The 14172-nt window shown below is 27.8% G+C and carries 13 protein-coding genes; 9 read left to right on the plus strand and 4 right to left on the minus strand.

Annotated elements, in window-relative coordinates; translation table 11 throughout:
- The first annotated feature begins 26 nt into the window (after positions 1 to 26).
- The 6 genes from ASUIS_RS04930 (at position 27) to ASUIS_RS04955 (ending at position 9105) form a co-directional block, all read left to right on the plus strand.
- A complete protein-coding gene (locus tag ASUIS_RS04930; protein WP_118885962.1) occupies positions 27 to 695 on the plus strand; it encodes a uracil-DNA glycosylase in 669 nt (222 codons plus the stop codon).
- Complete coding sequence (locus tag ASUIS_RS04935) at positions 692 to 1939, plus strand: hypothetical protein (RefSeq protein WP_118885963.1); 1248 nt, start codon at positions 692 to 694, stop codon at positions 1937 to 1939. The genes ASUIS_RS04930 and ASUIS_RS04935 overlap by 4 nt, the downstream gene beginning before the upstream one ends.
- Before the next feature lie 45 nt (positions 1940 to 1984).
- Complete coding sequence (aspS, locus tag ASUIS_RS04940) at positions 1985 to 3742, plus strand: aspartate--tRNA ligase (RefSeq protein ID WP_118885964.1); 1758 nt, start codon at positions 1985 to 1987, stop codon at positions 3740 to 3742.
- Positions 3743 to 3774: 32 nt separating this feature from the next.
- Positions 3775 to 4554, plus strand: coding sequence for a metal ABC transporter solute-binding protein, Zn/Mn family (locus tag ASUIS_RS04945; RefSeq protein ID WP_118885965.1), 780 nt, complete (start codon positions 3775 to 3777; stop codon positions 4552 to 4554).
- Between the two features lie 120 nt (positions 4555 to 4674).
- A complete protein-coding gene (locus ASUIS_RS04950) occupies positions 4675 to 7260 on the plus strand; it encodes a chemotaxis protein CheW (protein WP_118885966.1) in 2586 nt (861 codons plus the stop codon).
- A 72-nt stretch (positions 7261 to 7332) separates the two neighbouring features.
- Positions 7333 to 9105: a YgiQ family radical SAM protein gene (locus ASUIS_RS04955; protein ID WP_192894462.1), complete on the plus strand. Its 1773-nt coding sequence runs from the start codon at positions 7333 to 7335 to the stop codon at positions 9103 to 9105.
- Positions 9106 to 9182: 77 nt separating this feature from the next.
- Here the strand turns inward: ASUIS_RS04955 and ASUIS_RS04960 are convergent, their stop codons facing one another.
- A complete protein-coding gene (locus ASUIS_RS04960; protein ID WP_118885967.1) occupies positions 9183 to 9824 on the minus strand; it encodes an adenylate kinase in 642 nt (213 codons plus the stop codon).
- Between the two features lie 130 nt (positions 9825 to 9954).
- On the opposite strand from ASUIS_RS04960, the gene ASUIS_RS04965 reads away from it, so the two are divergent.
- The 3 genes from ASUIS_RS04965 to ASUIS_RS04975 all read left to right on the plus strand — a co-directional run bounded on the left by ASUIS_RS04965 (position 9955) and on the right by ASUIS_RS04975 (position 12503).
- A complete protein-coding gene (locus ASUIS_RS04965; RefSeq protein WP_118885968.1) occupies positions 9955 to 10524 on the plus strand; it encodes an adenylate kinase in 570 nt (189 codons plus the stop codon).
- A 3-nt stretch (positions 10525 to 10527) separates the two neighbouring features.
- Positions 10528 to 11298: a competence/damage-inducible protein A gene (locus ASUIS_RS04970; protein ID WP_407923310.1), complete on the plus strand. Its 771-nt coding sequence runs from the start codon at positions 10528 to 10530 to the stop codon at positions 11296 to 11298.
- 65 nt (positions 11299 to 11363) lie between these two features.
- Positions 11364 to 12503: a DUF817 family protein gene (locus ASUIS_RS04975; protein WP_118885970.1), complete on the plus strand. Its 1140-nt coding sequence runs from the start codon at positions 11364 to 11366 to the stop codon at positions 12501 to 12503.
- 7 nt (positions 12504 to 12510) lie between these two features.
- On the opposite strand, the gene ASUIS_RS04980 is transcribed toward ASUIS_RS04975, so the two are convergent.
- The 3 genes from ASUIS_RS04980 to ASUIS_RS04990 form a co-directional block, all read right to left on the minus strand.
- The gene (locus ASUIS_RS04980; protein WP_118885971.1) at positions 12511 to 12867 is read right to left on the minus strand and encodes a VanZ family protein; all 357 of its coding nucleotides are present in this window, start codon (positions 12865 to 12867) and stop codon (positions 12511 to 12513) included.
- 76 nt (positions 12868 to 12943) lie between these two features.
- Positions 12944 to 13108 (minus strand): nucleotidyltransferase family protein, encoded by a 165-nt coding sequence (locus ASUIS_RS04985; protein WP_204513380.1) that lies wholly within the window; start codon positions 13106 to 13108, stop codon positions 12944 to 12946.
- A 39-nt stretch (positions 13109 to 13147) separates the two neighbouring features.
- Entirely contained in the window at positions 13148 to 14170 is a 1023-nt protein-coding gene (locus ASUIS_RS04990) for an alanine racemase (protein ID WP_118885972.1), read from the minus strand.
- Positions 14171 to 14172 lie beyond the last annotated feature (2 nt).

Here is a 14172-nt window from a genome sequence, read left to right on the forward strand (position 1 = left end):
CAAGAAAGATTTATGTACAATTTCACATGACAAAAACAGTAAAAAATCGTGTGTTAAAACATTTAAATTATTTAAAATCATTTGGTTATGAATATCATGAAGCTTTGGATTTTTTTTCAAATAATATAAAAAATGTAAAGTTACCTAATAATATAAATGACTTAAACATTAGTGTTAGTCATTGTTATTTATGTGAACTTTCAAAATGTCGGAAAAATGTATTATTTGGATATGGAAATCCAAATTCTAAAATTATGTTTATAGGTGATGAACCAAGTAGTAGTGAAGATGAAATAGGCTTGAATTATGTTGGGAAAAGTGGTGAATTACTTGTAAAAATGATTGAAAATGTGCTGAATATAACTAAAGAAGATGTTTACTATACTACTTTAGTTAAATGTAAAAGTATAAATGGTTTGAATAATTCAAATATTGAAACTTGTCATGATTATTTACTAAAACAAATTGAGTTGATAAAACCCAAATTGATTGTTGCGCTTGGAGAAAAAACTTATTCGTACTTGTTAAAAAATGGTGATAATTTTTCTCAAATAAGAGGAAAAGAGTTGATTTTTAATGGAATTTCATTAATAACTACATTTTCACCAACTTTTTTATTAAGGAATCCATCTTCTAAAAAAGATGCATATTATGATATGTTAAAAATAAAAAATTACATGGAGAGTTTAAATTGAAGCAAATAATTGCCCTAATAATACTTGTATTTGTATTTTTTGGTTGTACTCAAAAACAAACTGTACAATTGAAAATGCCAAATAAACAAAATACATATGCAAAACCTGCAAAAATGGCGCCTAAAGAGGACAAAATAACTGTTGTTCAAGAGTTAGAACCAATAGATATTGTTGAATCAGATAGCAAAGGTAAGATTATAAAAGATGAGCCAGTTGAGTATGAAGTAGCTCCTATAATAGAAGGTGATAAAATAGAAAATCAAAAAACTTCTACACCTAAAGGTTCTTCAGAAAATGAAATAGAAAATAAGATTGAAATTGATTCTTCAAAGGTTAAAATGAAAGTTGCTTTCATTTACCCTTCAAATTTAGTTTCAAAATATGCTAAATCATCGATAAATACCGTTTCAGGGTATTTATCGCATCAAAATTCTGATTATGAATTAGTTGTAATTGATACAGAAAATGAAAGTGCAAGTAGAATAAATTCAGCATTTCAAGAAGTTAAAAATGCAAATATCACAAATGTAATTGCTTTATTTACTCCTAATGCAGTTGGGACTTTAAATAATGTTGTTTCTAGTAATTTAAAAGTTTATTTACCTCTTATTGAGAAAAAAGAAGTATCTTCAAGCAATAGTAGTTTAATTTTTGGTTCGATTTCTTATGATGATCAAGTTAAAAAGCTAATAAATTATTCAAGTGGTAACAATATTATGTTTTATCAAGATACATATTTAGGTTCTAAATTAAAAAAATCTTATGAATTAGTAGTTTCTGATGTGAGATTAAAAAGAGAGATTAAAAAGAGTGAAAATAATTTTAAAGGTATTGTAACAGGTTCTGGATTAGCTAATTCGACACTATTTTTAAATACTGATATTGTAAAAAGTTCATTAATTTTATCGCAATTAAGATCTTATGATGTTTATCCAAAAGTTGTTCTTTCTACACAACTTAGTTACGACCCTTTATTAATGACATTAACACAAGATAAAGATAGAGATAGATTAATTGTGGCTAATTCAATTGATGTTGTTGATAAAGAGTTAAGGGATGAAATTGCAACTGCTGGTGGAAATATAGTTTATGAATGGGTTGATTATTCAACATTAGTTGGAATAAATTATTTATATTATGGAAAAAATTCAAGTTTAGTTCCAACAAAAATAGAAAATAATCAAGCAGTATATAATCCTCGATTATTTAGTTGTACAGAATTTGGCTTTTCAGAAATTAAGTAAGAATTAGATAAAATCGCGAATATTTATGTGAATGGAGATTAGAATTTGAGAACACATTATTGTACAGATGTAACTGAAGCTAAAATTGGTGAAACTGTAACTGTTGCTGGTTGGGTAAACAGTAGACGTGACCACGGTGGAATTATATTTATAGATTTAAGAGATAAAAGTGGATTAGTTCAACTAGTAGCAGATCCAAGTGATAGTAAAGATGCATTAGCAATTGCTGAAACAGTAAGAGATGAGTTTGTTTTAATAGCAACTGGACTTGTAAGAGCAAGAGGCGAGGGACTTGAAAATCCAAATCTTGCAACTGGAAAAATTGAAATTGTATTAAAAGATTTAGTAATTGAAAATAGATCTAAACCAATGCCATTTGATATTAATGATGAAAAAGTTAATGATGAAATCAAATTAAGAAATAGATTTTTAGAATTAAGAAGTAGAAAATCATTTGAAATTTTCCAATTAAGAAGTAAAGCAACTATTCAAGTTAGAAATACTTTAGATGAATTAGGTTTCTTAGATGTTGAAACTCCAATTTTAACAAAATCTACACCAGAAGGTGCAAGAGATTATTTAGTTCCTTCAAGAGTTCATCCAGGTGAATTTTACGCACTTCCACAATCTCCACAATTATTTAAACAATTATTAATGGTTGCAGGATTTGATAAATATTTCCAAATTGCAAAATGTTTTAGAGATGAAGATTTAAGAGCTGATAGACAACCTGAGTTTACTCAAATTGACGTTGAAATGTCATTTTGTACACAAGATGATGTTATAGCAGTTGCTGAAAGATTAATTTACGATGTATTTACAAAATGTGGTAAAACAATTCCATCAACTTTTAGAAGAATGAAATATTCAGAAGCTATGGAAAAATACGGTTCTGATAAACCTGATTTAAGAATTGATATGCCACTTGTAGATGTAATTGATATTTTTGCAAACTCTACAAATGAAATTTTTGCAGAAATTGCAAAAGACAAAAAAAATAATAGAATCAAAGCTTTAAAATGTAAAAATGGAGATAACATATTCTCTAAAAGACAAATGAAAGGTTTTGAAGATTATGTCAGAAAATTTGGAGCTAAAGGTTTAGGTTACTTCCAAATGAAAGAAGATGGATTAAAAGGTCCATTAACTAAATTCTTCTCAGAAGCTGATTTAGAAGAAATCGTAAAAGTTACTGAACTTGAAGTTGGTGACGTTGTATTCTTTGGAGCGGGAGCTAAAAAAGTAGTTTGGGATTATATGGGAAGATTTAGATTATTCCTTGCCTCTGAGATGAATATTGTTCCAGCAGATGCTTTAGAATTCTTATGGGTTGTAGATTTCCCAATGTTTGAAGTTGAAGATGGAAGAACAAAAGCTTTACACCATCCATTTACTATGCCAAAATCATTAGATAACGTAGAAGATTTAGAAGAGATTGAATCAATTGCTTACGATATTGTTTTAAATGGTACTGAGCTTGGTGGTGGTTCAATTAGAATTCACAAAGAAGAGATTCAATCAAAAGTATTTAAACTAATGGGAATTTCTGATGAAGAAGCAAGAGAGAAATTTGGTTTCTTACTTGATGCACTTCAATATGGAGCTCCATCACATGGTGGATTTGCAATGGGACTTGATAGAATGATTATGTTATTAGCTGGAACTGATTCAATCAGAGATGTAATAGCATTCCCTAAAACACAAAAAGCTCAATGTTTATTAACTCAAGCTCCATCAAGTGTTGATGAAGAGCAATTAAAAGAGTTAAGTATTAGACTTAGAAAAACTGTTACAGATTTATAGTAACAGATTATTAAATTAGAGGAAATAATATAATGTTTAAAATCATTTTTTTACTATTATTTCCTCTTTTTCTTTTTTCAAAAAATTTAGTTGTTACATATTTCCCTTTAGAAACTAATCTTGTAAATAAAATTGCACAAAAAGAGATAAAAACAAGGGAAATTACAAGTAGATATCTAAATACTTATAAAGACATTCCTATTTCTGAAATCTCAAAATTAGCTAATTCAAAAATATTTTTTCATTTTGGTTTAGAAGTTGAAAAACAATATGCAGAAGTTTTATTAAGACATAATCCCAAATTAGTAATAGTTGATATTTCTGCAAATGTAAGCAAAATAGAAAACAATCCTTATATATGGACTGATCCACTTAATTTAAGAGCTGTTGCAAAAAATATTTATGAAGCTTTCGCAAAGTATGATAAAAGTAAAGAGAGCTATTACAAAGAAAATTATGAAAAATTTCTTGATGAAATTGACCAAACTTTTTTAAAAATCAAACAAAAACTTAATAATAGTGAAATACAATATATTTATGTATTTGATGACTTTTGGGAATATTTTGCAAAAAGATTTGGAATAACTACAGTTTTTAGAGAAAAGAAATATTTAAGTAGCAATGAACTATCACAAGTTAATGAATTTACAAAAGATAAAAATATTACAAAATTATTATTTTCTAAAGAAGATAAACAAGACTTTATTAACTCTCTTACCAAAAATTTAAATATTAATGCCATTGAAGATGATATTTTCAATGATTCTTGGCAATTAAATATTTTAAATTTTGTTGAACAAATCTCAGAATAAATACACTAAATAATTATATTTTTAAAAAGAATACTTTTTATACACCTGTATATAGATTAAATATTATTTAAGGTATATAATACAACTTAAGATATTTAAAGGTTTAGGAAAATAATTATAATGTTAAAAGATATAGTGAATTATAAAGGTATCAATGTAAAAAAAGAGTTGTATCCTATTATCAAATATATTGAAGACGTGGATAAATATAAAGATGAATTAGGAAGATTAAGTTCTTCATGGGATATGTTGGCACTATTGGGTCAATTGGGTGATATAAATATTGATATTGGAAAAACAAAAGAGAATTTTTTAAATTTAACTTCAACTTTATTAAATCACTTGAGTGAACAACAAATAAAAAAAGTAACTCAAGAAATGAAGTTCAAAGCTAGTGTTGCCATTGATGTTTTAATTAGAAATCTTTTTGAAAGAACAGCTGATATTGGATTTTTAGCAACAGATGATGATATTAGAACTTTTATACAAACTTATGTTTCAAAATATAATGATGAAAGTTTAGTTTTACGACAAAATATGCAAAAAAGATTTAAAGAGTATGTTTCGAAATACTCTGTATATTTTGATATTGTTTTGCTTGATACTCATGGAAAAATATTAGTTAGATTAAATGATGAAATTAAAACTGAAAAAGTTGATTTATCATTTGTTCAAAAAGTATTAAATTCAAATGAAGATTTTGTTGAAACATATAAATATCATGATTTTATTCCTCAATATAAGAAATCATTAGTATATTCATACAAAGTTACAAAAACAAATGATTCTAGTTCTCAAAATTTGGGTGTTTTAGCTCTTTGTTTTAGATTTACAGATGAAATGAATGGGATTTTTAATAATCTTGTTGATACAAAAAATAAAGAGTGTTTAACTATTTTAGATGAAAATGGTTTGGTAATAGCAAGTAGTGATAAAGATCATATTGATTTAGGGGTAAAATTACCTATAGTTTTAAATGAAAATTATAAAATCATATCATTTAGAGGAAGAGATTATTTAGCAAAAACTTGTAAAACAAATGGTTATCAAGGATTTTATGGACTTAAATGGTATGGACATATAATGATTCCTTTGGATTACGCATTTTTAAGTGATGAATTAAATACTTTAAATGTGGATTTTAATATCATTAATTCTATGATGGATAATGAACAACACTTTTCAAGAGAGTTAAAAGAAGTTTTTTATAAAAGTAAAACTATTCAAGATAATTTAGGTCGAGTTATTTGGAATGGGAATATTGCTCAAAGTAAATTAAATTCTGTAAATAGAGAGTTTTCTAAATCACTTTTAAATGAGATTGGAGTTACTGGGAATAAAGCAAATTCATCACTTAGTAATCTAAATCAAACAATTATCTCTTCAATTTTAAAAGATAGTGAATTTTTATCTTCATTAGCTATTGATATTATGGATAGAAATTTATATGAAAGAGCGAATGATTGTAGATGGTGGGCAATAACATCATATTTTAGAGAAGCTTTTGATGATTACAATAGTTTACCTGACAAAAAAGATGAAATAAGTAGTATTTTACATTATATAAATGGTTTATATACGGTTTATACAAATATTTTAGTTTTTGATAAAAATGGAAAAGTAGTAGCTGTATCAAATAGAAATTATGAATATTTAATTGGAAAAATATTAACTCAAGAGTGGGTTGAAAAAAGTTTACAATTAAAGGATACTTCAAAATATTGTGTTTCAAAATTCGAAAAATCTGCACTTTATGATAATGAATCAACATATATTTATAGTAGTGCAATTAGATCATTTAAAGATGAAAAAATAATTACAGGTGGAATTGCTGTTGTTTTTGATTCAACTCCACAATTTAGTGCAATGCTTGATGAGTGTTTACCAAAAAATGTTGATGGTGTTAAAATAGATGGTGTTTTTGCTATTTTTGCCAATAAAGATAAAAAAATAATTTCATCTACAAATAAAAATTTTGAGGTTGACAGTTATTTAAATATTGATGATAAGTTCTTTACTTTAAAAAATGCTCAACAAAAAAGTCAAATAATAGAAATGGATAATAAATATTATGCCGTTGCTGTTAAGTGTTCAAATGGATATAGAGAGTATAAAAGTAGGGTTGATGACTACAAAAATGATGTTTTATGTTTTGTATTTATTCATATTGGAGATATAAATTGTAATGTTTTTTTAGATAGTTCTAAATCGAAATTTTTAACAACATCTAAATCAAAATATACTCCTACAAGTGTAGAGTTAGCAACATTTTATTTAGGTAAAAAATTATTAGCTGTAAGTGCTAAAAATGTAATAGAATCAATAGGAATAGAAGAGTTACAAGAATCTATTGATATGGATAAAAAGAATCATTTTAAAGGAATGGTTTTACATAAAGATAAGTTAGTATCAGTTTTGGATATTAGAGATTTTGTAAATGAAGAAATCACAAATGAGAAACTTACAAATATCATTTTAGTTGAATATGATAAAAATAATATTGAACATTGTATTGGAATTTTGGTATCTTCTTTAGAAACTGTAAGTGTTGTGGAAGAAAAATCAATCCAACATATTCAAAATCACTTTTTAGGAGCTGGAACTTTAGTTGAAAGTATTGTTGAAATAACTGACTTAGAAGTTTCAAAAGTAGCTATGGTTTTAGATATTAAAAAAATCGATGAAAACCTGACAAAAAGGGTTTAAATCTTTTCATAGTAGGGGTTAAAATATATTTGGGCACAATACGAAAAAACTAATATATTTTAAAGAAGAATAATGAGTAATATTAATAAACCAAATAAATTTTTACCTACAACTAAAGAAGAAATGAAACAAAGAGGTTGGGATGAGCTAGATGTTGTTCTTATAACAGGAGATGCTTATATAGACTCTCCTTTTATGGGAATTGCAGTTGTTGGGCGAATCCTTGAAGATATAGGATTAAGGGTTGGAATAATCGGACAACCTGATGTTAATAGTGATATTGATGTTAAAAGATTAGGAGAACCAAAACTATTTTGGGGAGTAAGTGGTGGAAGTATTGATTCAATGGTATCAAACTACACAGCGACAAAAAAATTCAGAAATAGCGATGACTACACTCCAGGTGGACAAAACAACAAAAGACCAGATAGAGCAACTTTAGTTTATACAAATCTAATAAGAAGATACTTCAAAAATACAGTTCCAATAGTTCTTGGGGGAATAGAAGCGAGTCTTCGACGACTTACACACTATGATTATTGGACAAATAAACTTAGAAAACCAATATTATTTGATACAAAAGCTGATTATATGGTTTATGGAATGGGAGAACAAGCTATTATTGATTTAGGAAATTATCTAAAAGAGGGAAAAAACCCAAAAACAATAAGAGGACTTTGTTATATTTCAAAAGAAGCACCAAAAGAAGAAACATTTTTAGAAATACCATCACATCAAGCATGTTTAGATGATAAAGAGAAATATATTGACCTTTTCAAAGCTTTTTATGACAATAATGACCCTATTTATTCAAAAGGACTTTATCAAGAAGTTGATGGAAGATATTTAATCCAAAATCCACCAAGTCGACATATGGAAGAAAATGAGATGGATAAAATCGCATCTTTCCCATATCAAAGAGATGCCCATCCGTACAATGCAAAAGATGGAAAAGTAAAGTGTCTTGAAACTATTAAATTCTCAATTATGACACACCATGGATGTTGGGGAGAGTGTAACTTCTGTGCAATTGCAGCTCATCAAGGTCGAACTATACGAACAAGAAGTGAAAAAAATATTTTAGCTGAAGCAAAACACTTTACAACAATGAAAGATTTCAAAGGAATTATTTCAGATGTTGGAGGACCAACAGCAAACATGTACGGTTATGAATGTGTTAAAAAAATGAATCTAGGAACTTGTGTAGAAAACAAAAGATGTGTAGATGCCCACAGACTTTGCCGAACTATGAAAGTTGACCATAGCAGAAACATACAACTTTTAAAAGATATAAGAGCAGTTCCTGGTATTAAAAAAGCATTTGTTGCTTCTGGTGTTAGATATGATTTAATTACAGCTGATAAAAAGCATGGATATGAATATCTAAAAGAGATGGTAGACCATCATATCTCAGGGCAAATGAAAGTTGCACCTGAACACACAAATGATGAAGTTTTACATCACATGGGAAAACCAGGGAAACAAACACTGATTGATTTTAAAGCTATGTATGACAAACTAAATAAAGAATCAGGGAAACAACAGTTTTTAACATATTATTTGATTGCAGCGCATCCTGGATGCGAAGAAAAGCATATGCATGAGTTAAAACAGTTTACAACCCATGAATTAAAAATGAATCCAGAACAAGCTCAGGTTTTTACACCAACTCCTGGAACTTATTCAGCTGTTATGTATTACACAGAACTTGATCCATTTACAAAAAAGAAAATTTTTGTAGAAAAAGACCAAAGAAGAAAAGAAAAACAAAAAGAGATTGTTGTTGCAAAAACAACTTTTGGTGGGAAAAAGAAAACAGGTTCAACATCTGGAATGCAAGGTTAGATTATTATTAATAGTAGGCATAAAAAAAGGCAACTATTTAAAAATAGTTGCCTTTTTTATTTTTGTAAAAAAAGTTTTTACGCTAATGCGTTAAGCATATCAGTCGTAACTTCTGAAACATCTTTTGTTCCATCAAGTTCCATAAATACACCCATCTTTGTATAAAAATCAATTAATGGTGAAGTTTGTGTGTGGTATGCATCAAGTCTGCTAATAACAGTTTCAGCATTGTCATCTTTTCTGATAATTAATTCACCACCACAGTAATCACAAATATTTTCTTCTTTTGATGGATTAAATTCTACGTGGAAAGATGCTCCACATTTTGAACATACTCTTCTTCCTGTAATTCTTCCAACGATTAATTCATCAGGAACATTTAAAGAGATTACTTTATCTAAAGAGATTCCCATATTTTTCATTAGTTCATTTAAAGCTTCTGCTTGAGCTAAAGTTCTTGGGAAACCATCAAGGATAAAACCATCTTTACAGTCAGACTCAGCAAGTCTGTCTTTGATAATACCAATAATAGTTGAATCAGGAACTAGTTTTCCCTCATCCATAAATTTTTTTGCTTCCATTCCCATATCTGTTTTATCAACAATAGCTGCTCTTAAAATGTCACCTGTTGATATTTGTGGAATATTATATTTTTCAATTAAAAACTTTGCTTGTGTCCCTTTACCAGCACCAGGTGCTCCAAATAGCATTAAATTCATACTTTATCCTCGTAGTTTTTGCGTATTGTATATAAAAAGGTTTTAATAACACATAAGGTTCTAATACTACATAAAGAATTTAAATGATTTTTGATACAATCGTCTCTTGAAAATTCAACTAAGGGCATAAATGAAAAAATTATTTCTAATTATTGGAGCACCTGGAAGCGGTAAAACTACGGATGCAGAACTAATTGCTGCAAAACATAATAATATCACTCACTATTCAACTGGAGATATGTTTAGAGCAGAAGTTGCAAGTGGTTCAGAACGAGGTCAAATAATCGAAACATATATTAGTGCTGGAAATATCGTACCAATTGATATTGCTATTGAGACGATTTTAGGGGCAATTAAAAAAGCACCAACGGATGTAATAATCATCGATGGATACCCAAGAAGTTTAGAACAAATGACAGAATTAGATAAATATTTAACTAATGAAAGTGAAGTAAAACTTGTAAACTGTATTGAAGTTGAAGTATCTGAACAAGTAGCACGTGATAGAGTTTTAGGTCGAGCAAGGGGAACTGATGATAATGTGGAAGTATTTAATAATAGAATGAAAGTTTATGCAGAACCTTTAGTGCAAATTCAAGAGTTTTATACAAAAAAAGATTTACTAAAAAAAATCAATGGTGAAAGAACAATTGAAAAAATCGTAACTGAAATGGATGAATATATCCAATCTAAAATCTAAATCATGTTAGAAAAACCAAATTTTTATAGCGTAATAATTGGAACAGAACTTTTAAATGGGCGTCGCAAAGATGCCCATTTTGCATTTTTAAACCAACAACTTTTAAGCCGAGGTTGGGAACAAAAAGCTTCTTTTGTCATAAATGATGACACAAATCTTATGGAAAATATTTTTAATCTAATAAAATCAGACCCAAACTCTGTAATGTTTTGTTTTGGTGGAATTGGAGCAACGCCCGATGATTATACAAGGGAAGTTGCAGGAAAAGTTTTCACTTCTGGAGCTATGGAATTTCATGAAGAAGCAAAAACTAGAATTATAAACCAGTTTGCAGATGAAGCTTACCCTCATAGAATAAACATGGCATATCTGCCAATAAACGCAAAACTTCTAACAAATGTAGTAAATAATGTAGCAGGATTTTACCTAGAAGATAGATTTTTCTTCACCCCAGGTTTTCCATCAATGAGTCAAGCTATGGTTGTTGAAGCTTTAGATAAGTTATATCCAAAATCAAATATAGAAAAATACAGACGTGTAATGACAATAAACGCAAGCGAAAATGACTTAATAGATACTATGAAAAAAATCCCTGAAAATATAGATTTATCTTCACTTCCTAAGATTTTAGGAGATAAAAGAAAAGTTGTAATTTCTTTGGCTGGATATGATAAGGATGAGGTTGAAAAGTATTTTGGTTTGTTTGTTGATTATTGTGTGGAGTTTGGGAAAGAGTTTGTTTTAGAGGATGTGAGTTTTGAGAAGTTGTTTTAGATAATAAGTTTATAAATTGAGATATTAATAATTAAATAGAATGATTTTAAAATTTAGGAATAAAAATGTTAGTTGAATTTTTTAAAAAACAGATATCCGCATCAATATTTGGACTATTTTTATTAATTATCATTATTTTAACAAAATATTATTATCCCTTTGCTCCATATTTACATCGATATGATTTTATTTTCATTATAGCAGTTATTTTTCAGTGTTTATTTGTGATTTTAAAGTATGAAACTAAAAATGAGACAGTAGTTATTGTTGTTTTTCATATATTAGCAGTAATAATGGAATTGTTTAAAACATCTGATAATATAGCGGCTTGGTATTATCCTGAAGAATATTTACTTGGGATAAATAATGTCCCATTATTTACGGGTTTTATGTATAGTGCTGTAGGTAGTTATCTCGCTCGCTCATGGAAAATTTTTGATATTAAGTTTAACAATTATCCAAAATTGGAATTTACGATAGTTCTTGTAACTTTAATTTATATTAATTTTTTTACACAACATTACTTATACGATATTAGGTTCTTTTTATTATTCGCAAGTTTTGGATTATTTTATTACACTCGAGTGCATATAAAAATAGCAATAAAACAAATAGAAGTTCCTTTATTAGCAATATGGATATTGATTGCTATATTAATTTGGTTGGCAGAAAATATTGCTACATTTGCTGGAATTTGGTTGTATCCAAACCAAATGAAAGAATGGGAAATGGTTGGGTTGTCAAAGTTGTCATCATGGTATTTATTAATGATATTGAGTTTTGTACTAATTTCATTGATTAAATTGGCTGAATACTCAAATATAGTTGACAACTTTATAAGATTTATAACAGTATCCTATATTACTTTAATTCCTATCATTATTATTGATGCTAATGTAGGTCATGGAAATATAACATTTGAATTTTTGAAATATATACCTGGTAAAGATTATACTGGACATATTTTTTTATTTTGTGGATTTACCATAGCATTAAATTATCTCTTAAAATGTAAAAGAGGTAATTTTTTATATGGGCAGAATTTATTACTATCTAATGGTATTGTATTTTGTTTTTTAGTTATCGAAGAAGTATCCCAATTATGGATAAGTACACGTGTTTTCGAAATAGCAGACATTATAAGTGGTGCATTGGGAATTTTATTAGCAAATCAGATTATAAATAAATTTATATGTAAAAGATAAATTTAATTTATTTAAATCTTATCATCGAAAATACGATAACACCAACCACATCAGCTAATAAATCATATAAATCAAAGCTCCTATAGGGGATAAAATATTGGCTCATTTCCTCTAAAAAAGCGAAGAAAAAAACGATGATAGCTCCTAGTTGGATATTGTATCTAATGAGATAAATTGTTCTGAAATTAAGAGCAAAATTTAAAGAAAATGCCAAAATGCCATATAGAAGTAGATGAAAAAATTTATCTCCATGGGGAATAGATTTGATAAATTTAAAAATAAAGTTTTTAGAACCTATATCTGCTAAAACAATAGCTACTAAAATACACAAAAACACTGTTAATGGGAAAAGAAATTTTTTCAATGCTCAAACCTCAAAATGGATAATAATTTATTATATATTTAATTTTCTAACTTGAATAGATATTCTTTACTCTTTTTTAAATTATTTTTACAAAAATATCTATATCACTATTTTCTGTTGCTTTATCTCTTGCATAACTTCCAAATAGTCCTATTTGTTCAACATTATATTTATTTCTGAATTCAGAATAATGCTCTTTTAAATAATTTAAGATATTTGTTTTATCAATTGGTTTTGACATTGTTATATCTCCTTTAAAATTTTATTCTGTTGGATTGTATCATACAACTTCTTTTTTTATAAATGGACTCAAAGTTGTTGTGATTTCATAAGTTATTGTATCGTGCTCTTTTGCTAAAACTTCAACATCATCAAAGATACAAACTTCTTCATCTTTTGTATTTAAAGATAAATTATCCATAGAAACACGACCTAAAACTTTATAACCTTTTGGTGTTGTGTAAGAGTTTCTTTCATTTAATCTTAAAAAACCATCTCCATAACCTAAATCATAAGTAGAAACAGTCATATCTTTGTCTGCTGTGAATGTTCCTCCATAACCAACACTTTGTCCTTTTTTTATCTCTCTTGTTGCTAATCTATTAGCCCAAAGTGACATAACAGGTTTTAATTTTGGAAATTTAAAAATTCCTGCATTATCTAAATATCCATAAGTTGCAATTCCAACTCTTGCAAAATCTTCATCGAAATTTGATGTTCTAAAAAGTGCTGCTGAATTACAAGAATGGAAGGCTGGAATAGGTAATAAAAGTTTTTCACATATCTTTTTCACATCCTCTTTTACCCTAGTAAAAACAGACTTTTGCCAGTAGAAATCGGTACTTAATTCATCTGCACTTCTATGGTGTGTGAAAACCCCAGTAATTCGGATATTTTTTTTAGAAAGCCCTAAAAAAGCCTCTTCTAGCTCATCTGGCATTACTCCATTTCGATGCATACCCGTATCTACCTTAATATGAACTTTTATATTTTCAGGTAAGTTTTTTATAGCATCTAAGCTGTTTACAGCTATGTGAAAAGCATGTGAATAAGTGTGAATATCTTTTTGTGCAAGTATCACAATATCATCAAATAATTTTTCTATGATAAGAGCTTCATCAAGACTTTTTACTACTGCTTTTTTGATTCCAAATTCTTTTGCCATTGTTGCAATTTCAAAAAGTCCATGACCATAAGCGTTATCTTTTAATACAACAGCGACCTTTTCAACTGAACCTGTTTGTTCTGAAATAACTCTAAAATTGTGAAATAGATTTTCTTTATTTAATAAGATTTTTGCCAAGA

This window comes from Arcobacter suis CECT 7833, from assembly GCF_003544815.1.
GTDB classification, from domain to species: Bacteria; Campylobacterota; Campylobacteria; order Campylobacterales; family Arcobacteraceae; genus Aliarcobacter; species Aliarcobacter suis.